Origin of the sequence: Mesorhizobium sp. DCY119 (genome assembly GCF_003590645.1) — a bacterium.
Lineage (GTDB): Bacteria > Pseudomonadota > Alphaproteobacteria > Rhizobiales > Rhizobiaceae > Mesorhizobium_M.
The window spans coordinates 2,081,531-2,108,151 of record NZ_CP031834.1; the positions used below are offsets into that span (position 1 = coordinate 2,081,531).

Below are 26,621 nucleotides of genomic sequence, written 5' to 3' on the forward strand. Positions count from 1 at the left end.
ATGGCGAGGGGGACAATACTTCTTGCCGCCGGCGGTACCGGCGGCCATCTCTTTCCGGCTGAGGCCTTGTCGCATGAACTGAAGGCGCGGGGCTGGGATGTGCATCTTGCCACCGACGACCGTGCGGGACGCTATGCCGGCAATTTTCCGGCCAAGGCGGTTCATTCGATCGCGTCGGCAACGATCGGTTCACGCAATCCGCTGAAGCTGCTCGCGTCGTTCTGGACGATCTGGCGCGGCTTCAGGCAGTCATCGGCGCTGATCCGAAGGCTGAAGCCGGAAGTCGTTATCGGCTTCGGCGGCTACCCGACATTGCCTCCGGTCTATGCCGCGACGCGTCGCCGTGTGAGGACGATAATCCACGAACAGAACGCGGTGATGGGGCGCGCCAACCGCGCTCTGGCGGCAAATGTGACGGCAATCGCCGGCGGCTTCCTAGACGAGGCAGCGAGCAGTTTTGGCGACAAGACCGTCATCACCGGCAACCCGGTCCGCCCGGCAGTGCTCGAGGCTGCCCGCACCGCCTATGCGGCTCCTGTTGAAGGCGAACCTTTCCGCCTGCTGGTATTCGGCGGCAGCCAGGGCGCGCTGTTCTTTTCCGATGCGGTCCCGCCGGCGATCGCTGCTCTCCCCGAAGCTTTGCGCAAGCGGCTGGTCATCACGCAACAGGCCCGCGCCGAGGATGTCGCTCGCGTCACCGCCGCTTATGCCGAACTCGGCATCGAGGCGAATGTGTTGCCGTTCTTCACCGACATGGCGGCGCGAATGGCGTCGTCACATCTGGTGATCGCCCGTTCCGGTGCTTCGACGGTTTCCGAAATCGCCGTCATCGGCCGCCCGTCCTTGCTGGTGCCGTTTCCCTACGCGCTCGACCACGATCAGGCCGCGAATGCTGCGACCCTGTCCGCATTGGGCGGGGCGGAGGTTCACCAGCAGGCGACGCTGACCACGGAAGTCCTCTCCGGCCTGATCGCCGGGCTCATGACCGAACCTGACCGGCTCGTGGCGATGGCCTCGGCTGCAAAGTCAGCCGGCAAACCCGACGCGGTGCGGTTGCTTGCCGACCTCACAGAGGCTATTGCGGCGAGGAAACCGATTGAAGACATAAAAGAAGGGATGCGGCCATGAAGATGCGGCAGACGATCGGCCTTGTGCATTTCATCGGCATTGGCGGCATCGGCATGAGCGGTATTGCCGAAGTGCTGCACAATCTCGGCTACAAGGTGCAGGGCTCCGACCAGTCCGACAGTGCCAACGTCCAGCGGCTGCGCGACAAGGGCATCGAGTGCTTCGTCGGCCATCGCGCCGAAAACCTTGGCGATGCCGAAGTCGTCGTCGTTTCGACGGCAATCAAGAAAACCAATCCCGAACTGATCGCGGCGCGCGAAAAGCTGCTGCCGATCGTTCGCCGCGCCGAGATGCTGGCCGAGCTTATGCGCTTCCGGCAGGCGGTCGCCATCGGTGGCACGCATGGCAAGACGACGACGACCTCGATGGTCGCCACGCTGCTTGATGCCGGTGGCCTCGATCCGACGGTCATCAATGGCGGCATCATCAACGCCTATGGCACCAATGCCCGCATGGGCGAGGGCGAGTGGATGGTGGTGGAAGCCGACGAGAGTGACGGCACCTTCCTGAAGCTGCCGGCAGACATTGCGGTCGTTACCAATATCGACCCGGAACATCTCGATCACTACGGGTCCTTCGACAAGGTGCGCGAGGCGTTTCGCCAGTTCGTGGAGAATGTGCCGTTCTATGGCTTCGGCGTGATGTGCACCGACCATCCCGAGGTGCAGGCGCTGGTGTCGCGCATCGAAGATCGCCGCGTCATCACCTATGGCGAGAACACGCAGGCCGATGTTCGCTTCACGCGCCATCGCATGGATGGTGCGGCCTCCCTGTTCGACGTGGTCATCCGCGACCGCAAGACCGCCGCGCAGACGATCATTTCCGACCTGCGCCTGCCGATGCCCGGCCGTCACAATGTTTCCAATGCCACCGCTGCCATCGCCGTCGCTCACGAGCTCGGCCTGACGCCTGAGGACATCAAGAAGGGCCTGTCGTCCTTCGGTGGCGTCAAGCGCCGCTTCACGCCAACAGGAAGCTGGAACGGCGTGCAGATATTCGACGATTACGGCCACCATCCGGTCGAGATCAAGGCCGTGCTGAGGGCGGCGCGGGATGCAACGAAAGGCCGTGTCATCGCGATTGCGCAGCCGCATCGCTTCACACGCCTGCACGACCTGTTTGACGATTTCTCCGCCTGCTTCAACGATGCCGACACGGTGATGGTTGCGCCGGTCTATGCGGCCGGCGAAGAACCGATCGAGGGTGCCAATTCCGAAGCGCTGGTTTCGCGTATCCGCGCCGGTGGCCATCGCGACGCGCGCCACATCGAAGGGCCGGCTGCCATCGCTCCCATCGTGCGTGAACTTGCCAAGCCGGGTGATTTCGTCATCTTTCTGGGTGCCGGCAACATCACGCAATGGGCCTATGCGTTGCCGAAGGAACTCGGCGGGGATACGGCATGACGAAGGGCGCGGCGCTTCTTGCCAGGCTGGGCGACCGGCTTGCCGGTCTGCGTGGCCGTATCACGCCCGACGCGGAAATGGACAAGATCACCTGGTTTCGCGCCGGTGGACCTGCGGACGCACTGTTCCAGCCCGCCGACGAGGACGATCTCGCAGCTTTCCTGAAGGCGGTGCCTGAGGATGTTCCGCTGACGATCGTCGGTATCGGCTCCAACCTTCTGGTGCGTGAAGGCGGTATTCCGGGTTTTGTCGTGCGGCTTTCGGCAAAGGGGTTCGGCGAGGCCGAGGTCATTTCTGAAACGCGCATCAGGGCGGGCGCGTCTACGCCCGACAAGCGCGTGGCGGCCGTGGCGCTGGAGGCAGGCATCGGCGGCTTCCATTTCTACCATGGCATTCCCGGAGCCATCGGTGGGGCGCTGCGCATGAATGCGGGCGCCAACGGCGTCGAGACGCGCGAGCGTGTCGTCGAGGTGCGCGCGCTCGACCGGCAAGGCAATATCCACACGCTGTCGAACGAGGAGATGGGCTATGCCTATCGGCATTCCTCGGCATCCGCGGACCTGATTTTCACCTCAGCACTGTTCGAGGGCTACAAGGAAGACCGCGAAACCATCCGCGCGGCGATGGATGCGGTTCAGCATCATCGCGAGACCGTCCAGCCGATCCGCGAGAAGACCGGGGGATCGACCTTCAAGAATCCGGAAGGCACATCGGCCTGGAAAGAGATCGACAAGGCGGGCTGCCGCGGGCTGATGATTGGCGGGGCGCAAATGTCGCCGATGCATTGCAACTTCATGATCAACACCGGCCATGCCACCGGTTACGACCTCGAATATCTCGGCGAGACGGTTCGGGCGCGCGTGCTCGAGAATTCGGGCATTCGCCTGCACTGGGAGATCAAGCGCATCGGCAACTTCAAGCCCGATCACGACGTGCAGGAATTCCTGGGGCAGCTACTTTAGCAAAGCGTGATTTGCCTGCTCCAGAAACGTGCAGCGTGATCACAATCGACCTAAATTTACATAAATTGAATCAACTCGAATCCTTGGGGCTTGCCACAGAGTCAACTCTCTGATTCTTTGGACAAAAGCGTTTCCTGATTTGAGTCGTTCCCGCGCGTTCGACGCGTTTCCGTCTGGGGGGTAACCTGCCGGGGTGGGCGGATTCAATTCGGAAAAGGCTTAAGCCGAAGTCGGGTTCGGCGAGGGGATTGCAGAAATTATGACGTCTAAACACGTGGCCGTATTGTTGGGAGGGTTCTCGTCCGAACGGCCCGTTTCCTTGTCTTCCGGAAATTCATGTGCAGATGAACTTGAGGCCGTCGGCTATCGCGTCACGCGGGTCGACGTCGATCGCGATGTCGGTTCTGTCCTTGCTGAGCTGAAGCCGGATGTCGTCTTCAACGCGCTGCATGGCCCGTTCGGTGAGGATGGCACGATCCAGGGTATCCTCGAGTATCTCGCCATTCCCTACACGCATTCCGGCGTGCTTGCTTCGGCTCTCGCCATGAACAAGGAGCAGGCCAAGCGTGTGGCGAAGGCTGCCGGCATTCCGGTTGCGGAATCGAAGACGATCGACCGCTTCTCGATCGGCAACAAGCACCCGATGAAGACGCCTTATGTGGTCAAGCCGGTCAGCGAAGGATCGAGCTTCGGCGTCGTGATCGTGAAGGAGGATCAGTCGCATCCGCCGCAGATCATCAGCTCACCGGAGTGGAAATTCGGCGGCACGGTCATGGTCGAGCGCTACGTGCATGGGCGCGAACTGACCTGCGCCGTCATGGGCGATGTAGCCCTTGGGGTCTGCGAGATCATCCCGACGGGCCATTCCTTCTACGATTATGATTCAAAATACGTTGCCGGCGGGTCAAAACACGAGGTTCCTGCTAAAATTTCACTAAATATTTACCAAAAAATACAGACACTGGCACTCAAGGCTCACCAAGCAATCGGGTGCCGGGGCGTCTCCCGGTCAGACTTCCGCTACGACGATCGTCATTCCGAAAATGGCGAGCTTATCTGGCTCGAAGTGAATACCCAGCCGGGTATGACGCCGACGTCATTGGTGCCGGAAATTGCTGCCCAGGCCGGGCATTCGTTCGGTGAGTTGTTGAGTTGGATGGTGGAGGACGCTTCGTGTTCGCGTTGAGGTCGGGGCAGGTTAGAAGGATGGGTTCGGCAAGGCCGGGCCTGTTTGGCATGTCCTTTTCCATCGACGGCTTCGTGCTTCCGCGCTGGCTTCGCCGGCCGGTGCGCGTCCTGGCGCGCCTGGGCAAAGGCGACTTCACGCCGCCGCCGTTTTCCGCGACGATCGCGTCTGCGATCCTCCTTTCCTCGAGCGGTCTCTACGGCGCCTATGTCGGCGGGCATATGCCGGCTCTCGTGCAGGGCATCACAGCGCGCAGCGGCTTTGCCGTCGATCAGATCAAGGTGGTCGGCCATCGCGAGACTTCGGAGATCGATGTCCTCGACAAGCTGGAGCTTGACGGCTGGACGTCGCTGATCGGCTTTAACGCCGACGAGGCGCGCGAGCGCATCGCCAAGCTCCCCTGGGTCGAGGTTGCTTCCGTTCGCAAGATCTATCCCAACACGCTCGAAGTGAAGATCGAAGAGCGCAAGGCCTTCGCCATCTGGCAGCACGGCAGCCAGCTTTCGATCGTCGAGGAAAATGGCAACGTGATCGCGCCGTTCTCGGGCGGTCGCCATGTCGCGCTGCCGCTGGTCGTCGGCTATGGCGCGGCCGAGCGCGCTTCCGGCTTCATCGCCAAGATCAAGCAGTTTCCGGAGCTGGCCTCGCGGGTGAAGGGTTATGTCCGCGTTTCCGAGCGCCGCTGGGATCTGCGGCTTGAAAACGGCATCACCGTCAAGTTGCCGGAATATGGCGAAGATACCGCACTCGCCGATCTCGTCAAGATGGACCACGACACCGGCCTGCTGTCTCGCGACATAGCCGGCGTTGACATGCGTCTTTCCGACCGGCTGGTCGTGCAGCTCACGCCCGAGGCGGTCGAACGGCGCGAAGCTGCGCTCAAAGAGCTTCTGAAATCACCGAAGAGCAAGCTGGAGAAAAGAATATGAGCTTGCTTGGCGGTCCAAAAGACGGCTCTGCCCACCGCTCCGGTATCGTCACGGTGCTTGACGTCGGCTCCAGCAAGGTTTGCTGCGTAGTCGCCAAGCTCAAGCCGGCGCCCGAGAGCCAGCTGCTGCGCGGGCGTACCCATCAAGCCAAGGTCATTGGCATAGGCCATCAGAAGTCGCAGGGCGTGAAGTCCGGCGTCGTCGTCGATCTCGATCGTGCCGAGCATGCCGTGCGGCTGGCGGTCGACGCTGCCGAACGCATGGCCGGGCTGACGGTCGACTCGCTCATCGTCAATCTCACTGCGGGCCGGCTGAAGAGCGAAACCTTTTCGGCGACGATCAATCTCGGCGGTCACGAAGCTTCCGCCAGTGACATCAAGCGCGTTCTGGCAGCCGGCGCCAAGCAGGCGCTGAAGGCCGAGCGCGAGGTGGTTCATTCGCTGCCGGTCGCATTTTCGCTGGATGCCGAACGCGGCGTGCGCGATCCGCGCGGCATGGTCGGCGACACGCTCGGCGTGGACATGCATGTGCTGACCGGCGACGCCGCGCCGCTGCGCAATCTGGAGCTCTGCATCAACCGTTCGCATCTTTCGGTCGAGCGCATGGTGGCCACGCCCTATGCAAGCGGGCTCGCAGCACTCGTCGATGACGAACTCGAAATGGGCGCGGCCTGCATCGACATGGGCGGCGGCACCACCACCATCTCGCTCTTTGCTGACGGGAAGTTCGTTTACGCCGACGCTATTCCGGTCGGCGGCAGCCATGTCACCATGGATATGGCCAAGGGCCTCTCGACGCGTCTCGACGATGCCGAGCGGCTGAAGGTGATGCATGGTTCCGCGTTGCCCGGCAGCGCTGACGATCGCGATCTGGTCACTGTCCAGCCGATCGGCGCCGACGAAACCGAAGTGCCGCTCCAGGTGCCGCGTTCCGTGATGACGCGCATCATCCGCGCACGCATCGAAGAGACGCTGGAAATACTGCGCGACCGGCTGAACAAATCAGGTTACGGCAATGCCGCCGGCAAGCGAGTCGTGCTGACGGGCGGCGCAAGCCAGCTTGCCGGTCTGCCGGAAGCTGCACGCCGCATTCTGGGCCGCAACGTGCGCATCGGCCGGCCGCTGGGCGTGGCTGGTTTGCCTGAGGCGGCAAAAGGTCCGGCGTTCGCAACGGCGGTGGGCCTTCTGATCTACCCGCAGGTGGCGGGCTTCGAGATCAATAAAGCGAGTGGGATTTCTGGACTACGCATGACCGGGACGGGCGGAAAACTGCATCGCATGAGTCAGTGGTTGAGAGACAGTTTCTAGAGTTTGACGGGGATTGCCCCATAACGGCCGCGGCGGCGAAGCGGCGGGAAAGGCGAAAAGGACAAGGACAATGACGATCAATCTGCAAAAGCCGGACATAACCGAGCTGAAGCCGCGCATCACCGTTTTCGGTGTCGGCGGTGGCGGCGGCAACGCAGTCAACAACATGATCACCGCGGGACTTCGCGGCGTCGAATTCGTCGTGGCCAACACCGATGCCCAGGCGCTTACGATGTCGAAGGCCGATCGCCTGATCCAGCTTGGCGCCCACGTCACCGAGGGTCTCGGCGCGGGTTCCCAGCCTGAGGTCGGTCGCGCCGCCGCCGAAGAGTGCATCGACGAGATCATCGATCATCTGTCGAACACCCATATGTGCTTCGTCACTGCCGGCATGGGCGGTGGCACGGGCACGGGTGCTGCTCCTGTCGTTGCCAGGGCAGCGCGCGAGAAGGGCATCCTCACCGTCGGCGTCGTCACCAAGCCGTTCCACTTCGAAGGCCAGCGCCGCATGAAGACGGCGGACATGGGCATCGAGGAACTGCAGAAATGCGTCGATACCCTGATCGTCATTCCGAACCAGAACCTGTTCCGGCTCGCCAATGACAAGACGACCTTTGCCGACGCCTTCGCCATGGCCGACCAGGTGCTCTATTCGGGCGTTGCCTGCATCACCGACCTGATGGTCAAGGAAGGCCTGATCAACCTCGACTTCGCCGACGTCCGTTCGGTGATGCGCGAGATGGGCAAGGCGATGATGGGCACGGGCGAAGCTTCGGGCGAAGGCCGTGCGATGGCCGCCGCCGAGGCTGCGATTGCCAATCCGCTGCTCGACGAGACCTCGATGAAGGGTGCGAAGGGCCTGCTGATCTCCATCACCGGCGGTCGCGACCTTACCCTGTTCGAAGTCGACGAAGCGGCAACCCGCATCCGCGAGGAAGTCGACCAGGATGCCAACATCATCCTCGGTGCGACCTTCGACGAGGAACTCGAAGGCGTCATCCGCGTCTCGGTCGTGGCGACTGGCATCGACAAGACGGCTGCCGAAATCGCTGCCGCCCCGATCGCCATCCGCCCGCCCATGAAGCCGGCGCCGCGCCCTGCGGCGATCGTCGAGCAACGTCCGGCCGCCCCTGTACAGCAGATCGTCCAGGAAGCGCCGCGTGCTGCCGATCCGGTGGCCGATGCGATCCGCATGGCCGAAGCGAACGCCGCCGCAATGGCAGCACCGCGCCCGGTCGCTGTTCAGGACGATTTCCGCCCGCAGAGCAAGCTGTTCCAGGCTCCGCCGCCTGCCGCTCCCCAGCCGCAGCCGGTCCAGCAGCAGCCGATGGCAGCTCCTGCACAGCTGCGTGAACTGCCTCAGCAGCCGGTAGCCGCCGCTCAGCCGCGGATGCCGCGCGTCGAAGACTTTCCGCCGCTGGTGAAAGCCGAAGTGGAAGCCAAGACCCGCGCGCCCGAGCAGCATCACGAAAGCGGCCCGATGGGCCTCTTGAAGCGCCTGACCAACGGCCTGACCCGCCGCGAGGAAGAGCCTGCACGCCTGCAGCCGGCACAGCCGCGCGAACCGAAGCTGCGCCAGCAGGCTCCGGAGCTGCGCCGCACGGCCAGCCAGGACCCGTCTCTCTACGCGCCGCGCCGTGGCCAGCTCGACGAACATGGCCGCCTCGCGCCGCAGCAGCGCGCCGTGCAGGAAGACGATCAGTTGGAGATTCCGGCATTCTTGCGCCGGCAAGCCAACTGAACCGTTAACGAAATGTAACAGATATTAACGGGCAGGCGCTTCGGTGCCTGCCCGTTAACTTTTTAAATTGAACGAAAACAATGGCTTGATGCGTTAATCGCATCTTAATCCGCCGTTACACGGGGTAAAAAACCGTGATTTGGAGTCTTCCCCGCGCGTCACTATCTTCCGTCTCGAATGGAGTCGGTATGCGCGAATCTGCGGGGAACTGTTCCCGTATGCCGACAAACACAAGAGCACGCCCCTCTGGACTGGCGTAATAGTCACGCGCTAAACGGGCATATGGGGATTCATTTGCACGACCATCAAACGACACTGAAATCGCGCGCGACGCTCTCCGGGGTTGGCGTCCACAGCGGTAAACCAGTCACTCTGCACTTTCTGCCTGCCGATGCGGACACGGGTATCGTGTTCCACCATGTCGGCGAGGGCGAGCCTGCGCGCGACCTTCGCGCGCTCGTATCGGAAGTCGGCAGCACCGATCTTTGCACCATGCTGGGCGATCCGAACGGCTATCATGTCGCCACCGTCGAGCACGTCATGGGTGCGCTGTTCGGTCTGGGCATCGACAATCTCATCATCGAGATCGACGGCAATGAAGTGCCGATCCTGGACGGCAGCGCCATCCGTTTCGTCGAAGCCATCGATCAGGCCGGCATCGAGACGCTTTCTGCCAAGCGCCGCTACGTCCGCATCCTGAAGCCGGTTCGCATCGAGGCGGGTGCCTCCTGGGCCGAGTTCCGCCCTTATGCCGGAACGCGCTTCGAGGTTGAGATCGATTTCGAAAACCCGGCCATCGGCCGCCAGTCCTTCGCGGCTGACGTTAATGCCGACATGTTCCGCACGGAGATCGCGCGTGCCCGCACCTTCGGTTTCATGAAGGATGTCGAGCGCCTGTGGGCTGCCGGCTATGCGCTGGGCTCTTCGCTGGAGAATTCCGTGGTGATCGGCGACGACAGCCGCATCATCAACATTGAAGGCCTGCGCTATCCCAATGAATTCGTGCGCCACAAGACGCTGGACGCGATGGGCGACCTGTCGCTTGCCGGCGCGCGCTTCATCGGCTGCTTCCGCTCCTACCGCGGCGGTCACCGCATGAACGCCGCTGCCCTTCGCCGCCTGCTGTCGGATCGTTCGGCCTTCGAGATTGTCGAGACGACTCGCCGCGAGCGTGGCCGTTCGGCCGAGATGATCGCCGTAAACGCTCCGGTCTACGCGCCCTGGGTACTTTGAGGCACGCCGAGGCTGCCTTGAGGCTTGAAAAACGGGACTTGTGTGACGATAACGCATCGTCCACAGGCTGATTGTGGCGAAAGCCAAAGCCTGCCACAAAAATGCGCCATTGCCGGACGATAGCGTTGCCGTTCAAGGGCAGTTGTGGTCTATGACTGCGGGGCGATGAGTATAATCATGGCGAGAGGGCCGAATCCGATCATGTTTTTCCAGCGAGCTGCACAGTCGAATCAGCCGGCGCGCGCTGCCTTCCTGGCGCTTTCGGTGCTTTCCGCGCCGCTTCTCCTTTCGGCCTGCATGTCTTCCGAAAAGGACCTCGATCTGTCGACCTATGTCGAGCAGACCGAACCAGCCGATGTTCTCTACAATCAAGGCCTGGCGAATCTGAATTCCGGCCGCCTGAAAGAGGCGAGCCGCAAGTTCGATGCGGTCGATCGACAGCACCCCTATTCGGAATATGCCCGTAAATCGATGGTGATGGGCGCTTTCGCCAATTACCGCCAGGGCAATTACGACGACTCGATCAATTCGGCGAAGCGCTATCTCGCGCTCTACCCGTCGACGCCCGATGCGGCCTATGCCCAGTACATCATCGGTCTCTGCTATTTCCGCCAGATCCGCGACGTTACGCAGGACCAGAAGGAATCCCGCCGCGCCATTGAGGCGATGCAGGAAGTGGTTACCCGCTGGCCCGATTCGGAATATGTCGACGACGCCAAGGAAAAGGTGCGTTTCGCGCGCGACCAGCTTGCCGGCAAGGAAATGCAGGTCGGCCGTTATTATCTCGAGCGGCGCGAATATATCGCTGCCGTGAAGCGCTTCCGCTATGTGGTCGAGAATTACTCCAACACCCGCCAGGCCGAGGAAGCGCTCGCGCGCCTCACCGAAGCCTATTACGCGATGGGCCTGACCTCGGAAGCGCAGACGGCGGCTGCCGTGCTCGGCCAGAATTATCCGGACAGCCCGTGGTATCGCGATTCCTACAAGCTGCTGCAGACCAATGGCCTGGAGCCACGTGAGAACGCCGGCTCGTGGATATCGAAGGCCGGAAAACTTATCACCGGCGCCTGATCATAGCGGGCGTCGATGCTTTCCAGACTGTCTATCCGCGATATCGTCCTGATCGAGCGGCTGGACATTGATTTCTCGCCGGGGCTCTCCGTACTCACCGGCGAGACAGGTGCAGGCAAATCCATTCTTCTAGACGCGCTGTCGCTGGCACTGGGTGCCCGCGGCGACGCATCGCTCGTCCGCCATGGCGCGGCGCAGGGGCAGGTGTCGGCAGTGTTCGACGTGCCGCGCAATCATCCCGCCCGGCAAATCCTGATCGACAATGCGCTGGACGACGACGGCGACATCATCCTGCGCCGCGTGCAGACCGCGGACGGGCGCACGCGCGTCTTCGTCAACGACCAACCCTCCAGCGTCACCTTGATGCGCGATATCGGCCGTGCGCTGGTCGAGATCCACGGCCAGCACGATGAACGCGCGCTCGTTGACGCAAGCGCGCACCGCGAATTACTGGATTCCTTCGGTGGGCATATCGGCGAGGCGCGCGCCTGCGGTGAGGCTTGGCGGCGCTGGCGTGACTGCGAACAGGAACTGGCGCGGCATCGCGCGCGCGTCGAGGCCGCCGCCCGCGAGGCCGACTATCTGCGTGCCGCCGTTGCCGAACTCTCCCAGCTCGACCCTCAGCCGGGCGAGGAGACGGAACTGGCAGATATCCGCACGACGATGATGCGGGCTGAAAAGATCGCCGGCGAAATTCAGGATGCGCAGGACGTTCTGTCCGGACAGAACTCGCCATTGCCGCAACTGGCCAGTCTGCTTCGGCGCTTGCAACGCAAGGCGTCCGAAGTCCCCGGCCTGCTCGATGATGTCGTGAAATCGCTCGATGAAGCCATGCTGTCGCTCGATGCGGCGCAGTCGGGCGTCGATGCCGCTTTGCGCGCCACGGAATACGATCCGCAGCGTCTGGAGAAAGCCGAAGAGCGGCTGTTTGCCCTGAGGGCCGCATCGCGCAAACACAATGTGCCGGTCGACGATCTGGCACGGCTGCGCGATACGATGTCGGCGGATCTCGCCGATCTCGACGCCGGTGAAGAGCGCCTGCATGTCCTTGAAAAGCAGGCCGTGGCCGCGCGTGACGCCTATGACGCCGTAGCGGCAAATCTTTCGGAATTGCGCAAGACGGCGGCAATCGGCCTGCGCAACGCAGTGATGGCCGAACTGCCGGCGCTCAAGCTCGAACGGGCCGAATTCATCGTCGAGATGAGCACCGAGGCCGGCAATCGGCTGGAAGAAGGCATCGACCTGATCGAGTTCTGGGTGCGCACGAACCCCGGCACCAAGCCCGGCCCGATGATGAAGATCGCGTCGGGCGGCGAGCTTTCGCGCTTCCTGCTGGCGCTCAAGGTGGCGCTTGCCGATCGTGGCTCTGCGCCGACGCTGGTGTTCGACGAAATCGACACTGGTGTGGGCGGTGCGGTGGCTGATGCGATCGGGCAACGCCTGTCGCGGCTGGCCAATCGGGTTCAGGTTCTGTCGGTCACCCACGCGCCGCAGGTTGCCGCGCGCGCCGGCACGCATTTCCTGATCGCAAAGTCCGGCGGCAAGGAGCAGGTCTCGACCAGCATCGCCGAAATGGATCGCGGCTCGCGGCAGGAAGAGATCGCGCGCATGCTGGCCGGCGCCACGATCACCGATGAAGCGCGGGCCGCAGCTGAGCGCCTGTTGCGGGAAAACACGGCTGCCGCATCCTGAGGCCCTTCACGAACTGATTCCGGCGATGTCAGTAGGGCGCTGTTTCGGCACGATCTTTTGCTAAAAGCACTGCCGTCGTCGTATGTCATGAGATAGGGTAGCCGCCGCAATATCAGCCGGATTCTCAAACCATGTCAGTGACCGCCAAGCCCGTAGAGGATTTGACCGAAGCCGAAGCCGAAGCCGAGCTTGCCCGGCTTGCGGCAGAGGTCGCCTACCATGACGAGCGTTATCACGGGCATGACGAGCCGGAGATTTCCGATGCCGCCTACGATGCCCTGAAGCGGCGCAACGACGCGATCGAGAAGCTGTTTCCGCAGCTCATCCGCGCCGACAGTCCCTCGATTCGCGTGGGCGCGGCACCGCTTCCGACCTTTGCGTCGATTACCCATTCGCGGCCGATGCTGTCCCTCGACAACGCCTTTTCCGACGAAGACGTGCGCGATTTCGTCGGCTCTGTCTATCGTTTCCTCGGCCAGTTGCCGGACGGTTCGATCGCCTTCACCGCCGAACCGAAGATCGACGGCCTTTCCATGTCTATCCGCTACGAGCGGGGCCGGCTGGTCAATGCCGCGACCCGCGGCGACGGGACGACCGGCGAAAACGTCACCGAAAACATCAAGACCATTAAGGAAATCCCGAACCGGCTGCCGGCCGGCGCGCCCGACGTCGTCGAGGTGCGCGGCGAGGTCTATATGCGCAAGAGCGATTTTCTGGCGCTCAACGCGCAGATGGAAGCGGAGGGCAAGCAGACCTATGTGAATCCGCGCAATACGGCTGCTGGATCGCTGCGCCAGCTCGACGCCAAGGTGACGGCGAGCCGCAATCTGAAATTCTTCGCCTATGCCTGGGGGGAGATGTCCGAGATGCCCGCCGACACACAGATGGGCATGGTGGAAAAGTTCAGGGAATGGGGCTTTCCGGTCAATCCGCTGATGAAGCGGCTGACCTCGGTCGAAGACATCATTGCCCACTACAACGAGATCGGGCTCCTGCGCCCGGATCTCGACTATGAGATCGATGGCGTCGTCTACAAGGTAGATCGTCTGGACCTGCAGGAGCGTCTCGGTTTTCGCTCGCGCTCGCCGCGCTGGGCGACGGCGCACAAATTCCCGGCCGAGCAGGCTTTCACCCATGTGGAGAAGATCGATATCCAGGTCGGCCGCACCGGCGCGTTGACGCCGGTGGCGCGGCTGACGCCGGTCACTGTCGGCGGTGTCGTCGTTACCAACGCGACGCTGCATAACGAGGACTACATCAGGGGTATCGGCAATTCCGGCGAGCGCATCCGCGAGGAGGAGCACGATATCCGCATCGGCGACACGGTGATCGTGCAGCGGGCCGGCGACGTCATCCCGCAGGTGCTCGATGTGATCATGGAAAAGCGCCCGAAGGTCGCCGTGCCATACGAATTCCCGAAGAAGTGCCCGGTCTGCGGCAGTCATGCGGTGCGCGAAAAGAACGAGAAGACCGGCAAGCTGGATTCCGTCACCCGCTGCACCGGCGGTTTCGTCTGCCGTGCGCAGGCGGTCGAGCATCTTAAGCATTTCGTCTCGCGCGCGGCCTACGATATCGAGGGCCTCGGCGCAAAGCAGATCGATTTCTTCTTCGAAAGCGACGACGAGGCGCTGAAGGTGCGCACCGCGCCGGACATTTTCACGCTGAAGCAGCGGCAGGAAACGTCGCAGCTTACCAAGCTCGAGAATATTGACGGCTTCGGCAAGGTGAGCGTCAAAAAGTTGTTCGACGCCATCGACGAGCGCCGAAGCATCGCCCTCAACCGCTTCATCTACGCGCTTGGCATCCGCCATATCGGCGAGACGAATGCAAAGCTGCTTGCGCGCGCTTACGGCACCTACGAAGCCTTCGAGGCGGCGATGAAGCAGGCGGCTGACCTCTCGGGGGATGCCTGGGAAGACCTCAACAACATCGAAGGCATCGGCGAGGTCGTGGCGCGCGCTCTTGTCGAATTCTTCAAGGAGCCGCGCAATGTCGAGGTGATCGACAGGCTCCTGAAGGAAGTGACGCCGCAGGCCATGGAAGCGCCGGTGGCGAGTTCCAGCCCCGTCGCCGGCAAGACGGTGGTGTTTACCGGCTCGCTCGAGAAGATGTCGCGCGACGAGGCCAAGGCGATGGCTGAAAAACTGGGCGCCAAGGTTGCCGGTTCGGTGTCCAAGAAGACCGATCTGGTGGTTGCCGGCCCGGGTGCGGGTTCCAAGCTGAAGCTCGCCACCGAACTCGGCATCGAGGTTATCGATGAGGATGCATGGTTCGAAAGGGTAGGGCAGCGGCCTTAAAGCGCGTCGTGTCGATTGATTCCGGCCGACGGGAGCATCATTTTCCCTGATCGCTGGCTCAAGCGAATTCATATGACTTGCGGGTCGGAGCGACCTAAGTAGATTTTCTTTCCTAGGGAGTAGCCATGTCCAGCGAAGCCATTTCCGAGGGCGCGCGCGCGAGCGGGTTTTGGCGCGGTTTTCAAATGGGCCTTCCCGTTGTCGTGGCATCCGCGCCTTTCGGCCTTCTTTTCGGCGCGCTTGCTGCCGAGCAGGGCTTCAGCATTTTCGAAGCTGTCTTGATGAGCGTGACCGTCTATGCCGGCGCAAGCCAGATGGTCGGCATCGAGCTTTTCGGCCAGAATTTGTCGCCGGCGCTCATCGTCTTTTCGATCTTTGCCGTGAACTTCCGGCATGTGCTCTACTCGGCAGCGCTCGGGCGGCGCATTCGCCACTGGCCGTTCGTCGAGAAGGCGATCGGCTTCTTCTTTCTCACCGACCCGCAATATGCCGTTGCGGAAGCAAAGGGCGAACGTGGCGAAGAGGTTTCCTTCGCCTGGTATATCGGCGTGGCTGCGCCGATCTATGTATGCTGGGTGGTGGAAGCAGCGCTGGGCGCGCAGTTCGGCAAGCTGATACCCGACACGCACGCATTCGGGCTCGATTTCCTGCTGCCGATCTATTTCCTCGGCCTGGTCATGGGCTTTCGCAAGCGGCCCTTGTGGCTGCCGATCGTCATTGCCAGCGCGATCGCCTCGATCGTTGCCTACAAGACGGTCGGGTCGCCCTGGCATGTCTCTATCGGCGCGGCTGCGGGCATCCTGCTTGCAGCGGTGATGCCGATCAAGAAATCCGATCAGCCCGAAACCTCCGAGCGGAGTGAAGTCCTGTGAGCACGACAGTCTGGATCATTCTTGCCGGTGCGGTGATGACCTATCTCACGCGTATCGGCGGCCACCTCGTTCTGTCGCGCTTCGAACGCGTCCATCCGCGCATCGAGGCCGGGTTGGATGCCGTGCCCGCTGCCGTGTTGACGACGCTGGTGGCGCCTGCCGCCATTTCGGCAGGACCGGCGGAACTGGCGGCCCTTCTGGTCGCTGGCATCGTTTCGCTGCGGAGCGGGCTGATGCCGATGTTTCTGGCGGGCGCTGCGGTTCTGATCGCGCTGCGCCATTTCATGGGCTGAAACTCTATTTGTCTTTGGACAACCGCGCCTATGAAATCGGCGCGGTCGCCTGTTCCAGCCATTTCAGCGTTTCGCCGTCCACCATCGGCCCGATCTCGGCCAGCACGCGGGCGTGATAGGCGTTTAGCCACACAAGTTCCTCATGCGTCAGCAGGTCAGGTCTGACCAGGCGGCGGTCGATCGGTGCCAGCGTCAGCGTCTCGAATTCATGTACGGGCAGATCGCCACCTTCGACCGGTTTGGCGGCGGTCACGAGAATAAGATTCTCGATGCGGATGCCGTAGTGGCCTTCCTTGTAGTAGCCGGGCTCGTTGGACAGGATCATGCCTTCCAGAAACTTTTCCGCGCCGGTTCGGGAAATGCGCTGCGGGCCCTCATGGACGGCCAGATAGGAGCCGACGCCGTGACCGGTGCCATGGGCGTAGTCAAGGCCGTGCTTCCACAGCGCCATGCGCGCGACCACGTCGATTTCCGAACCGCGCGTGCCCACCGGAAAGCGCAATATCGAAATGCCGATCATGCCTTTCAGGACCAGGGTGAAGCGCTCGCGCATCTCGTCGGTCGGCTGGCCGATCGCCACGGTGCGGGTGATGTCGGTGGTGCCGTCCTGATATTGCGCACCTGAATCGAGCAGGAAAAGCTCGCCGTCGCCAAGTCTGCGGTTGGTCGCCTTCGAAACGCGGTAGTGCATGATGGCGCCGTTCGGACCGGCACCCGAAATCGTGTCGAAGGACACGTCGCGCAGCGGCATCTGCGTTTCCTCGCCGACGGCCCGCCTGGCTTCCTCAAGCTGCGTCACGAGCTTGATCTCATCCATCGTGCCGGGCTTTTGCGCATCGAGCCAGCAGAGCAGCTTTGCGACAGCGGCCCCGTCACGGCGGTGTGCGGCGCGCGCGCCCTGCAGTTCAGCCTGGTTCTTGGTGGCGCGGGGCAGGCGGGCGGGATCGGCCTCGGAGACGACCGTGCCGCCATTCTCCTCGATGATCGCCCGGAGCCTTTCGGCGGCAAGGGCAGGGTCCAGCGCTACTTTCGCGCCGGATTTCGCAAGTTTTATGAGGTCGCCCGCGAGTGCGTCGGGCGCGCGAAGGTCGCAAAGCTGGGTCAGGTAGGCCTGCACCTTCCGCGGCAGCTTGCGCTTGTCGATGAACAGCCGGTGCTTGCCGTCGGCTGCCAGAATGGCGAAGCCCAGCGCCAGCGGCGTGTGCGGCACGTCATTGCCGCGAATGTTGAACGCCCAGGCTATCGACGACGGGTCGGTCAGCACGCAATGGGTGGCGCCCTGTTTTGAAAGGGCTTCGGCGAGGCGCGCCAGCTTTTCCTTGGCCAGTTCGCCGGCAAATTCGATGGGGTGGATGTCGACCGGTGCGGAGGGTGGTTCGGGCTGGTCGGCCCAGATTTCGTCGATCGGGTTGACGTCGAGCGGCACCAGCGTGGCACCGTTCTTCTCGGCGGCTTTCTTGAGCGCCTGGACTTCTCCGATGGTGTGCAGCCACGGGTCAAAGCCCAGCCGCGCGCCCTTGCCGAGATTGTCCCGGATCCAGGAGGCGGGCGGATTGTCGATCAGGCTTTCGATGGTGAAGATGCCGAGATCGACCTGTTCGCGCACCTGCAACTGATAGCGGCCGTCGACAAAAATGAAGGCACGATCCTTGAGGATGAGCGCCACTCCGGCCGAGCCGCTGAAGCCGGTCAGCCAGCGCAGCCGTTCCGAACGCGCGGCGACATATTCGCCCTGATGTTCGTCGGCGCGGGGCACCAGAAAGCCGTCGAGGTCATGTGCGGCAAGCCATTCGCGCAGTTTCGCCACGCGCGCAGGTGCGCTTGTCGGATCTCCGGCGGTCTCAAACGTCTGGAACATGACTTTCATGCCTTCCGGTGCTCGGTGCTTCGCGTCGCGCAAACCTATCCGGGTGGGTTGATGCTTGCAACGCGTCCGGCTTGATCCAAGCATCGCTGCAATGGTGCGGCGCACAATTCTCTTCGCATATGCAAAATCGTATGGGTGCAATGCAAAATACGCGCTGTTACTTCGCAGCGGTCAGCCCTACCTTGGTTGTCGGGAGGTTGATATTTCAACCAGGGGAATAAGATGTCCGGATTTTTCAAAGCTGCAATCAACGCCTTGATGGAAGCGCGCCAGCGCGAAGCCGCGCGCTATGTCAACGGCGTGCTTCTGTCGCTTGACGACGCCACGCTGAAGGCAAATGGCTTCACCCGTGAAGACCTGAAGAAGCGCGGCGGCTCTTACTCGTTCGTCTAATTCACCGCTTGAGGTGAAGCGTCACCCAGCCTTCCCGGGCGAGGGTGCGGACATGGCGAAAGTTCTGGCCGATATAGGCGGCCAGAACCGCGTTTCGCTGGCGCTCCAGGATACCTGAAAGCACGATCGAACCGCCCGGCACGAGGTGATGCGCCATCTGCGGTGCGAGCTTCATGAGCGGGCGCGCCAGGATATTGGCGACGATCAGGTCGAACGGGCCGCGCGCGGCGAATATCGGATGGTGAAAGCCCGGCGCGGTGTAGGCTTCGACATAGGCCGAGACGCCGTTCAGCCGGGCATTGTCTGCCGCGACCTTTGTCGCGATCGGATCGATGTCGGTCGCCAGAACCGGTATATGGGCGAACTTCGCCAGAGCAATGGCGAGAACCGCGCTGCCGGTGCCGAGGTCGAGTGCATTGCGCGGCCGCTCGCGCCGCGCCACGGTCTCCAGCACGTCGAGGCAGCCGGAAGTGGTGCCGTGATGGCCGGTGCCGAAGGCAAGCCCCGCCTCGATCTCGATCGACAGTTCGCCGGGCCGCTGCTTGTCGCGGTCATGCGCGCCATGGACGAAAAAGCGCCCCGCGCGAACCGGCTTCAACCCTTCCAGTGACAGCGCCACCCAGTCCGCATCCGGCAGAATTTCGCGCTCGATCGCCTTTTTCAGCGACAGGCCATCGAGCACCTGGCGCATGCGGCGCTCGGCTTCATCGATATCGCCATCGGCGTAGATCGACACTTCCTGAATGTCGCGCTCTTCGTCCTGTTCCAGCACGGCGAGTGGGAAGCCGTCTTCCTCGAACTCGGTTTCGAAAGCGGCGAAGATGCGGTTGGCGTCGGCGCGCCCGGCCGTCAGATGGAGGCGTGTCTGGGTCATGGTATTTCGCGATCAGGAACGAGGAAACGCCCTAAAGCGCGTTGCGATCTTTCAGGATCGCTTCTCGCGCTTCAGGTCTTTGTATTTACGCATGTCGTTATCGCAAAACCGCTGCACAGTTTTACGCGACATGCTCTAGCTTTTGAACGTTTCAGCCCTTGCCGGCAAGCCGTTTCAGCTTGGCTACAGCCGTGTCGCCGCTTTCGCCATAGGCAATGGTGCCGAAGAAGTCGCCCTTGCCGTCGAGCAGCAGCACGGAGGCGGTGTGATCCATCGTGTAGTCGCTGCCTTCAAGCGGCACCTTCTTCGAATAGATGCCGAACGCCTTTGCCATCGCCGCAACCTTGTCCGGCTCGCCGGTGATGCCGGTGATGCGGTTCGAGACGTTGCTGACATAGGCGTTCATGACTTCAGGCGTGTCGCGCTCCGGATCGATGGAGATGAAGTAAACCTTGATGTCCTTGCCTTCGTCGCCGATCTTCTTCAGCCAGCCATCCATTTCGAACAGTGTCGTCGGGCAGACCTCCGGGCAATGCGTGAAGCCGAAGAATAGCGCCGTCGGCTGGCCGCGAAATGCCGCCTCGGTAATCGGCTGTCCCGTCTGGTCGGTCAGTGTGAAGGGCGCGCCATAAGGCTCGCCGCCGTGGCGGGTCTGATACCAGTCGAAGGTGAGCCAGCCGATGCCGGCAGCCATCAGAACCAATATGCCGACGAGGATTGAACGCATCATGATGTGGAATTTCCGCCCGTAAACCTGAATCTATCGTCTTTTTATTCGACTGCGATCTTGCCTTGGCCGCGATCTAGAAACACCAGGCAAGCCCGGCTTCCACCGTGGCCATGAAGATCGCTGCCCCGTTCTCCATCCACGCAGCAAAGGCCACGCCGGCCAGGGCGGCAAAAGCTACCGTGCCGATGATGATCTTTGCGGTCGTTGCGACCGGAGCCGAAAGGCGCTGTCTCATTGCCGCTAACATAGTCTTTGTGGCGATCTCGAAAAAGAGGCCATGATGCCGCTGGCGGTGGGCGCAAGGGCCGGCACTTTCGGCCTTGGGCTTGCAAGCTGGCTTACGCTGCCCCAATTGTTGCGAACGTAATTTTTCCTTGCAGGAGGTTTTCATGCGTCTGGCTTTGTACGGTGCTGTTGCTCTTCTTCTCAGTGCGGCCGCGCCCGCGTCCGCGCAGGAGGTCGGCAGGGTCGGTGTCGACTGGCTCGGCAACGACATCATCGTCGAGGCGGTGACGGATCCCGCAGTCGGGGGCGTGACCTGCCACATTTCCTATTTCGACCGCGGCGTGGTCGACCGGCTGCAAAAGGGCAACTGGTTCGAAAACCCCTCCGATTCCTCCATCTCCTGCCGCCAGACCGGGCCGATCACCATCGGCAAGATCGACATGAGCGAGGAGGGCGAGGAGGTGTTCAAGCAAGGCATCAGCCTGATCTGGAAGAAGCAGGTGGTGAACCGCATCTACGACAAGAAGAACGATACGCTGATCTATCTCTCGCATTCCCGTCAGGTGCAGGACGGTTCGGCCAAGATGGCAGTCACCACCGTTCCGCTCTACGGCCAGAACGTCGTCTGGTCAGAGGGCAAGCCGCAGTAGGCGCTATCTGCCCGGCTTGCGGGGCAAGGCGAGGCGGCGTAAAGCGCCAGCATGGATCCGAACCCCGCCCTTCGCTTCAAGGATGCCGAGCCGCGCATTCATCCGACAGCCGAGCTGAAAAGCTGCAAGCTCGGCCGTTACGCCGCGATTGGCGAGCGCGTGATTTTGCGCGAGGTGACGGTCGGCGACTTTTCCTATTTCGAGCGCCACGCCGAGGCGATCTACACGACGATCGGAAAGTTCTGCTCGATTGCCGCCAACACCCGCATCAATGCGCTGGAGCATCCGATCGAGCGCCTGACCACGCATAAGGTGAGTTACCGGCCGAACGAGTATTTCCGCTATCTCGGCGTTGATGGCGACTTCAAGGCGCGCCGGCAGGGCAAAGCCGTCACCATCGGTCATGACGTCTGGATCGGCCACGGCGCGGTCATCATGCCGGGCATCAGCATCGGCAACGGCGCGGTCATCGGCGCCAATGCGGTGGTGACGCGCGATGTCGGTGCCTATGAGATCGTCACCGGCGTGCCGGCAAAGCCGCTGCGCCGCCGGTTCGCGCCCGAGATTGCCGCCCGAATCGAAGCACTTGCCTGGTGGGACTGGCCGATCGGCCATCTTGCCGACGCCATCCCCGACATGCAGGCGATGCCGATAGAGGCGTTTCTCGATTGCTGGGAAGCGCGCAAACCCTGATTTTCCTAGGGTTTTCTCTGCATCAAGATGATCTGACGTGGCTTTCAAGCCGCGACGGTAACCATTTCCCTTAACGTAAAACATTAGCGTTAAAAAAGGGAAAACGGGTTGTATTAGTGGAATACTACAATTCAAGATTGCATGAATTGATTACGTGTGAATAATCAAACTCGGAGAACAAGACGGGAAGCAGAGGGAAACACTGTTAGCAACAAAGGAGAGCACATCATGAAGACGATCATCTATGCACTTACTGCTACTGTTGTTTCCTTCTCGGCTGTTTCGGCACATGCCGGCGGCTGGGGCTCCAACACCGGCAACTTCAGCCAGTCGAGCGGCCTCATCAATGTGTCGCCATCGATCGGCCTCGGCAATATCGGCCTTGGCGTCAACCTGCTGAACGGCTCGCCGATCCTCAGCGGAAACAACATCCTCAGCGGCAACAGCACCGGCATCCTGAACGGGAACAGCACGGGCATCCTCACCGGCATCCTGAACGGCGTCGGCATCAACCTCCTGGGCGGCAACAGCAGCTACAAGCTGAAGAAGTAACCGCCAGTCACAATCATGAGCATGCATGCAAGGGCAGGAGGGAGTTGCGCCCCTCCTGCCTGAAAACCTGCTCATAAACTCTACTCCGGCGGCCATCTGCCGGCGTTTTCTGCGCTTCCGGTACTCACGTACCCAAACGTACGCTCCGTTCCGGTTCTCGAAAACACCACCATCTGACTCGCCGGAGCGACTTTCTGAACAGGTTTCACGCACCTGCGCTAAATTTTCGTCCGTATGCCGACGAAGGCATCTACCGTCTTCTTCTCGACGTCGATCACCGTCAGGAAGCGCTGCGTGTAGTCGACGCGGACGACTAGCGAGACGGCCTTTGTCGCCTGGAAGCTGGCTTCGCCATAGAGGCCGTGGGCGCGCTCCTTGTTTTCGTAGAGCAGGTTTTCCTTGAGTTCGGCGAAGGCGCCGGTGGCAAGCGTCAGCCGTTCGTTCATCAGAAACCGCGCTTCGATCTCGCCGCGCTGCAGCCATGACGCCAGCGGGTCGTCGCTGTCGACGGTCTCGAAGCGGCCAAAATAGGCGCCACGCAGTTCGAAGCCATGCGGCAGCGGCTGAACGACGGCGACCCGCCACGTCGGGCGCACGCTTTGATAGATGTCCTGCGCGCCGCGCAGCATCTGCACGCCGAGCGCGCCGGTGATGCTGGCTCCGGTCTGGCCCTTGTAGCCGGCCTCCGCCTGCAGCGTGTATTCGGCGAGCGACAGGCCGACGGGTGGCGAGCCCAGCTTTTCCACCGAGACGAACTGCGCCGAAGACGAAACGCCATAGGCCGCCGGTCCGACAGTGCGCATGAGCTTTGCGCCGACCTGCGTGCGGTTCTTGTCGGGGTCGAGTTTTGTGCGCGGCAGGACATCGTCCTGGAAGCGCGACTCGCCAAGCAGTTCATAGGCATTGGCCAGTTCGAGGATCAATGCCGTGCCGCCACCGAGATCGATGCCGGCCTGCCCCTGTGCGCCGAACACCTGCTTGGGCGCGCGCGTGCCGATGATGAAGGGGCCGATGGCAAAATCGTCGCCTTCGGTCGAAAGCCTGTAGGTGAGGGTGCCGCGCAGTTCCAGCGCGGGGCTGACGCGCCTGGTTACGTCGAGCAATAGTGCGCCGGCGCGGTCGTCTTCTATCTTCACCGTGTCGTAGCGCGTCGCCTGGATTTCGGCGCCGAATTTTACCGTCCCGTCGTCGATCTGCCATTCGTGCTGCAACGAGCCGCGGATCAGTGAATACCAGTCTGGTATGGCGAATTCGCTGTCGAGCGCGTTGCTGGTCCAGTGGCGCTCGACGCTGGTGACGATCTTGGGTGCCGATGAGGGGGGCGATCCTGCCGGTGCAAGATCTGCTGCCACTGACGGCGTCGCCAGAAGAGCCAGCATGAGAGAGGCACTTTGGACCCGCACGGCACGCTCCGGGTTCGGCTTCGAAAAACCCCTTCCGCCTGCGGGGGTGTCGAGGCGGAAGGGGCTGGAGTACCCCGCCGGGAAGCGGAGGGTACGGGCTCTTGCCCGCCCCGAAACATTTGCACGCATTCGGCAAACTTCGCGTTATGGTTGCATGCTATCTTTGGTTGCATCGAATTGCGTTACGGCCGGCCGCCTTGGCGAGTTGACGGCGCGGGAAGCGGGTGGGCATGGTGCCTGCGAATGGAGAGATGATTTGACCGACTGGCTTGAGATCCTGAAAGAGCAGACCGAGGCGGGCGCCCGCATGGGCAAGGAAGTGCCGAAAATGCTCTCCGACCCCGACATCAGCGCCGAACAAGTCGGCTCTTTGTTCCACGCGCTGGAGGAACAGGCCCAGTTCGTCGAGAAACTCACCAAGATCCTCGAAAAATACGGCTACGATTTCGACATCATCAAAGCCGCCGAGACGCTGGAGGAGCGCTATGTCGACCTCGCGGCGGAGGCGGCGGAGAAGCTGAGGGCGATGCGGGGGTAGGGCATCTCTCCTTCTCCCCTTGTGGGAGAAGGAAGGGGCGCACCTCAAACCCCCGTCACGAACCCGTCCAGCACCCGCTTCTGTCCAGCCTTGTCGAAATCGATCGTCAGCTTGTTGCCGTCGACGACCGAGACATTCCCGTTGCCGAATTTCTGGTGGAAGACGCGGTCGCCGACCTTGAAGGGCGAGGGGGTGTCGGAGACGGATTTGGCGACGAGTTCGCCTTCGATGGTGCGGCTTTTGACCGAGCCGCGGCCGGCGCCATAGCCTGAATCGGTCTCGCCATAGCCGATGCGCTCCACCGCGTGGCCGGAGCGCGAGCCCCAGTTGCGGTCGGTTGCGTCATTGCGGTTCGCCTGTGCGCGCTGCCAGCCTGGTGTGGCATAGGTGTTGGAGAATGAGCCGGAATCCTGGCCGACATTGTCGAAGCGCGACGCGCCATAGGGGTTCTGGCGACCGCCGCGCCCGCCGGCGAAGGAGCCGCCGCCGTAGCCGCCATAGCTGTTGCCGGCTTCGGCCACTTCGACATGGGCCTCGGGCAGTTCGTCGAGAAAGCGCGACGGGATAGTGGATTGCCACAGGCCGTGGATGCGACGGTTGGAAACGAACCAGATGTGCAGGTTCTTCTTGGCGCGGGTGACGCCGACGTAAGCCAGCCGGCGCTCTTCCTCCAGCCCGGAGCGACCACCCTCGTCAAGCGAGCGCTGGTGCGGGAACAGGCCTTCCTCCCAGCCGGGGAGGAAGACGGTCTCGAATTCCAGCCCCTTGGCCGAATGCAGCGTCATGATGTTGACTGCGTCGAGGTTTTCGTTCTGCTCGCTGTCCATCACCAGCGCGACATGCTCGAGGAAGGAGCGCAGCGACTCGTATTCCTCCATGGAGCGGATGAGCTCCTTGAGGTTTTCGAGCCGGCCCGGCGCTTCGGCCGAGCGGTCGTTCTTCCACATGTCGGTGTAGCCGGATTCCTCGAGGATCGTCTCGGCAAGCTCGGTGTGCGGCGTGTTGTCGAGAGCCTTCTGCCAGCGCTCGAAATTGGCCGCGACCTCGCGCAAGGCGGCGCGCGGCTTGGGCTTCAGCTCGTCGCTTTCGGCGAGGTTTCCGGCGGCCTCCAGCATCGGAATGCGCAGCGCGCGGGCCGTGTCGTGCACCTGCCGTATGGCCGCTTCGCCAAGGCCGCGTTTGGGCACGTTGACGATGCGCTCGAAGGCGAGGTCGTCGGCCGGCTGGGCGACGACGCGGAAATAGGCCATGGCATCGCGGATTTCCTGGCGCTCGTAGAAGCGCGGGCCGCCGATGACGCGGTAGTTCAGGCCGAGCGTGACGAAACGGTCTTCGAATTCGCGCATCTGGAAGGAGGCACGCACGAGGATGGCCATGTCGTTGAGCTTGTGGCCCTTGCGCTGGGCGGACTCGATCTCCTCGCCGACGGCGCGGGCTTCCTCCTCCGAATCCCAGGCGGCGTGGACATTTACCCGGGAGTCGTCGTCCTCGACCTTTTCGGTGAACAGCGTCTTGCCCAGCCGCCCCTCATTGTGGGCGATGAGGTGGGAGGCTGCACCGAGGATATGGGCCGTCGAGCGGTAGTTGCGCTCGAGGCGGATGACGGTGGCGCCGGGAAAATCCTTGTCGAAGCGCAGGATGTTGTCGACCTCGGCACCGCGCCAGCCATAGATCGACTGGTCGTCGTCGCCGACGCAGCAGACATTCTTCTGGCCCGGCGCGCCGGTTTCCTGTGCCAGCAGCCGCAGCCACATATATTGCGCGGTGTTGGTGTCCTGATACTCGTCGACGAGGATATATTTGAAGCGCTTGTGATATTCCTTCAGCACATCTGGGTGGCCGCGAAAAATGCGGATCGGGTGGCAGAGCAGGTCGCCGAAATCGCAGGCGTTCAGCGTCTTCAGCCGGTCCTGATAGGCCTGATAGAGCTGGCGGCCCTTGCCGTTGGCGAAGGCGCGGGCGTCGCCCTCGGGAATTTCGGAGGGGCCGAGGCCCTTGTTCTTCCAGCCGTCGATCATCATGGCGAACTGGCGCGCCGGCCAGCGCTTGTCGTCCAGCCCCTCGGCCTGGATGAGCTGCTTGATCAGGCGGATGACGTCGTCGGTGTCGAGAATGGTGAAGTCGGAGCGCAGACCGGCCAGCTCGGCATGGCGGCGCAGCATTTTCACGCCGATGGAGTGGAAGGTGCCGAGCCATGGCATGCCTTCGACAGCCTCGCCGACCAGCAGGCCGACGCGCTGCTTCATCTCGCGCGCGGCCTTGTTGGTGAAGGTCACGGCGAGGATCTGGCTGGGGAAGGCGCGGCCGAGGCTGAGGATGTGGGCGATGCGGGTGGTCAGCACGCGCGTCTTGCCGGTGCCGGCGCCAGCCAGAACCAGAACCGGGCCGTCGATGGTTTCCACCGCCAGCCGCTGCTCTTCGTTGAGGCCTTTCAGATAATCCGGGGCCGAACCCTGCCGGGCAGCCATGGCGCGCGCGGCAATGCCACCGCCTTGCGCCGGCGCGCGCGCAGGGGCAGCGCGAGGTGCGGGGTCCTCGTCGAAGAAGGGCATGTCGTCTGGAAAGTCTGACATTTGCTCCGA

General features: G+C 62.4%; 24 protein-coding genes. 18 read left to right on the plus strand and 6 right to left on the minus strand.

The window, feature by feature from the left end; translation table 11 throughout:
• The 13 genes from murG (at position 1) to DZG07_RS10120 (ending at position 16,114) form a co-directional block, all read left to right on the plus strand.
• Positions 1 to 1,128, plus strand: coding sequence for an undecaprenyldiphospho-muramoylpentapeptide beta-N-acetylglucosaminyltransferase (gene murG, locus DZG07_RS10060; protein ID WP_119816576.1), 1,128 nt, complete (start codon positions 1 to 3; stop codon positions 1,126 to 1,128).
• Complete coding sequence (gene murC / locus DZG07_RS10065) at positions 1,125 to 2,531, plus strand: UDP-N-acetylmuramate--L-alanine ligase (RefSeq protein ID WP_119816578.1); 1,407 nt, start codon at positions 1,125 to 1,127, stop codon at positions 2,529 to 2,531. Before murG ends, murC begins: the two co-directional genes overlap by 4 nt.
• Positions 2,528 to 3,493 carry a UDP-N-acetylmuramate dehydrogenase gene (gene murB, locus DZG07_RS10070; protein ID WP_119816581.1) on the plus strand — a complete coding sequence of 322 codons (966 nt, stop codon included), beginning with the start codon at positions 2,528 to 2,530 and terminating at the stop codon, positions 3,491 to 3,493. Before murC ends, murB begins: the two co-directional genes overlap by 4 nt.
• A gap of 259 nt (positions 3,494 to 3,752) precedes the next feature.
• Positions 3,753 to 4,679: a D-alanine--D-alanine ligase gene (locus tag DZG07_RS10075; RefSeq protein ID WP_091914687.1), complete on the plus strand. Its 927-nt coding sequence runs from the start codon at positions 3,753 to 3,755 to the stop codon at positions 4,677 to 4,679.
• Positions 4,667 to 5,608, plus strand: a complete 942-nt coding sequence (locus DZG07_RS10080; protein WP_119816584.1) for a cell division protein FtsQ/DivIB — start codon at positions 4,667 to 4,669, stop codon at positions 5,606 to 5,608. The genes DZG07_RS10075 and DZG07_RS10080 overlap by 13 nt, the downstream gene beginning before the upstream one ends.
• On the plus strand, positions 5,605 to 6,915 hold the full coding sequence (gene ftsA, locus DZG07_RS10085; protein WP_091914692.1) for a cell division protein FtsA: 1,311 nt from the start codon (positions 5,605 to 5,607) through the stop codon (positions 6,913 to 6,915). Before DZG07_RS10080 ends, ftsA begins: the two co-directional genes overlap by 4 nt.
• Positions 6,916 to 6,985: 70 nt before the next feature.
• Positions 6,986 to 8,656, plus strand: a complete 1,671-nt coding sequence (gene ftsZ / locus DZG07_RS10090) for a cell division protein FtsZ (RefSeq protein ID WP_119816587.1) — start codon at positions 6,986 to 6,988, stop codon at positions 8,654 to 8,656.
• A 282-nt stretch (positions 8,657 to 8,938) separates the two neighbouring features.
• Positions 8,939 to 9,889, plus strand: coding sequence for a UDP-3-O-acyl-N-acetylglucosamine deacetylase (gene lpxC, locus DZG07_RS10095; protein ID WP_119816590.1), 951 nt, complete (start codon positions 8,939 to 8,941; stop codon positions 9,887 to 9,889).
• A gap of 201 nt (positions 9,890 to 10,090) precedes the next feature.
• Positions 10,091 to 10,960 carry an outer membrane protein assembly factor BamD gene (locus DZG07_RS10100; RefSeq protein WP_091915066.1) on the plus strand — a complete coding sequence of 290 codons (870 nt, stop codon included), beginning with the start codon at positions 10,091 to 10,093 and terminating at the stop codon, positions 10,958 to 10,960.
• Positions 10,961 to 10,975: 15 nt separating this feature from the next.
• Complete coding sequence (recN, locus tag DZG07_RS10105) at positions 10,976 to 12,652, plus strand: DNA repair protein RecN (protein WP_119816593.1); 1,677 nt, start codon at positions 10,976 to 10,978, stop codon at positions 12,650 to 12,652.
• A gap of 131 nt (positions 12,653 to 12,783) precedes the next feature.
• Positions 12,784 to 14,949: an NAD-dependent DNA ligase LigA gene (gene ligA, locus DZG07_RS10110; protein ID WP_119816596.1), complete on the plus strand. Its 2,166-nt coding sequence runs from the start codon at positions 12,784 to 12,786 to the stop codon at positions 14,947 to 14,949.
• A gap of 125 nt (positions 14,950 to 15,074) precedes the next feature.
• A complete protein-coding gene (locus tag DZG07_RS10115) occupies positions 15,075 to 15,821 on the plus strand; it encodes an AzlC family ABC transporter permease (protein WP_119816598.1) in 747 nt (248 codons plus the stop codon).
• The gene (locus DZG07_RS10120; RefSeq protein WP_119816601.1) at positions 15,818 to 16,114 is read left to right on the plus strand and encodes an AzlD family protein; all 297 of its coding nucleotides are present in this window, start codon (positions 15,818 to 15,820) and stop codon (positions 16,112 to 16,114) included. Before DZG07_RS10115 ends, DZG07_RS10120 begins: the two co-directional genes overlap by 4 nt.
• 28 nt (positions 16,115 to 16,142) lie before the next feature.
• Here the strand turns inward: DZG07_RS10120 and DZG07_RS10125 are convergent, their stop codons facing one another.
• Complete coding sequence (locus DZG07_RS10125; protein ID WP_119821584.1) at positions 16,143 to 17,972, minus strand: aminopeptidase P family protein; 1,830 nt, start codon at positions 17,970 to 17,972, stop codon at positions 16,143 to 16,145.
• Positions 17,973 to 18,203: 231 nt separating this feature from the next.
• Between DZG07_RS10125 and DZG07_RS23820 the strand changes: the two genes are divergently transcribed.
• A complete protein-coding gene (locus DZG07_RS23820; RefSeq protein WP_162931593.1) occupies positions 18,204 to 18,374 on the plus strand; it encodes a hypothetical protein in 171 nt (56 codons plus the stop codon).
• 1 nt (position 18,375) lies between these two features.
• Here the strand turns inward: DZG07_RS23820 and DZG07_RS10130 are convergent, their stop codons facing one another.
• The 3 genes from DZG07_RS10130 to DZG07_RS23825 all read right to left on the minus strand — a co-directional run bounded on the left by DZG07_RS10130 (position 18,376) and on the right by DZG07_RS23825 (position 20,213).
• Positions 18,376 to 19,248 (minus strand): 50S ribosomal protein L11 methyltransferase, encoded by an 873-nt coding sequence (locus tag DZG07_RS10130; protein WP_119816603.1) that lies wholly within the window; start codon positions 19,246 to 19,248, stop codon positions 18,376 to 18,378.
• Between the two features lie 151 nt (positions 19,249 to 19,399).
• Complete coding sequence (locus tag DZG07_RS10135; protein WP_091914708.1) at positions 19,400 to 19,978, minus strand: SCO family protein; 579 nt, start codon at positions 19,976 to 19,978, stop codon at positions 19,400 to 19,402.
• A 73-nt stretch (positions 19,979 to 20,051) separates the two neighbouring features.
• Entirely contained in the window at positions 20,052 to 20,213 is a 162-nt protein-coding gene (locus DZG07_RS23825; protein WP_162931594.1) for a hypothetical protein, read from the minus strand.
• Between the two features lie 154 nt (positions 20,214 to 20,367).
• Between DZG07_RS23825 and DZG07_RS10140 the strand changes: the two genes are divergently transcribed.
• From DZG07_RS10140 to DZG07_RS10150, 3 genes are all read left to right on the plus strand, one after another.
• Positions 20,368 to 20,853 (plus strand): CreA family protein, encoded by a 486-nt coding sequence (locus tag DZG07_RS10140; RefSeq protein WP_119821586.1) that lies wholly within the window; start codon positions 20,368 to 20,370, stop codon positions 20,851 to 20,853.
• Positions 20,854 to 20,904: 51 nt separating this feature from the next.
• On the plus strand, positions 20,905 to 21,546 hold the full coding sequence (locus DZG07_RS10145; protein WP_119816606.1) for a DapH/DapD/GlmU-related protein: 642 nt from the start codon (positions 20,905 to 20,907) through the stop codon (positions 21,544 to 21,546).
• A gap of 228 nt (positions 21,547 to 21,774) precedes the next feature.
• Positions 21,775 to 22,098: a hypothetical protein gene (locus DZG07_RS10150; protein ID WP_119816609.1), complete on the plus strand. Its 324-nt coding sequence runs from the start codon at positions 21,775 to 21,777 to the stop codon at positions 22,096 to 22,098.
• Between the two features lie 218 nt (positions 22,099 to 22,316).
• Here DZG07_RS10150 and DZG07_RS10155 read toward each other — a convergent pair whose 3' ends face one another.
• A complete protein-coding gene (locus tag DZG07_RS10155) occupies positions 22,317 to 23,501 on the minus strand; it encodes a hypothetical protein (protein ID WP_245429616.1) in 1,185 nt (394 codons plus the stop codon).
• Positions 23,502 to 23,757: 256 nt separating this feature from the next.
• Between DZG07_RS10155 and DZG07_RS10160 the strand changes: the two genes are divergently transcribed.
• Complete coding sequence (locus DZG07_RS10160) at positions 23,758 to 24,039, plus strand: hypothetical protein (protein ID WP_091914721.1); 282 nt, start codon at positions 23,758 to 23,760, stop codon at positions 24,037 to 24,039.
• Positions 24,040 to 24,083: 44 nt separating this feature from the next.
• Here DZG07_RS10160 and DZG07_RS10165 read toward each other — a convergent pair whose 3' ends face one another.
• The gene (locus DZG07_RS10165; RefSeq protein WP_091914723.1) at positions 24,084 to 26,612 is read right to left on the minus strand and encodes a UvrD-helicase domain-containing protein; all 2,529 of its coding nucleotides are present in this window, start codon (positions 26,610 to 26,612) and stop codon (positions 24,084 to 24,086) included.
• Positions 26,613 to 26,621 lie beyond the last annotated feature (9 nt).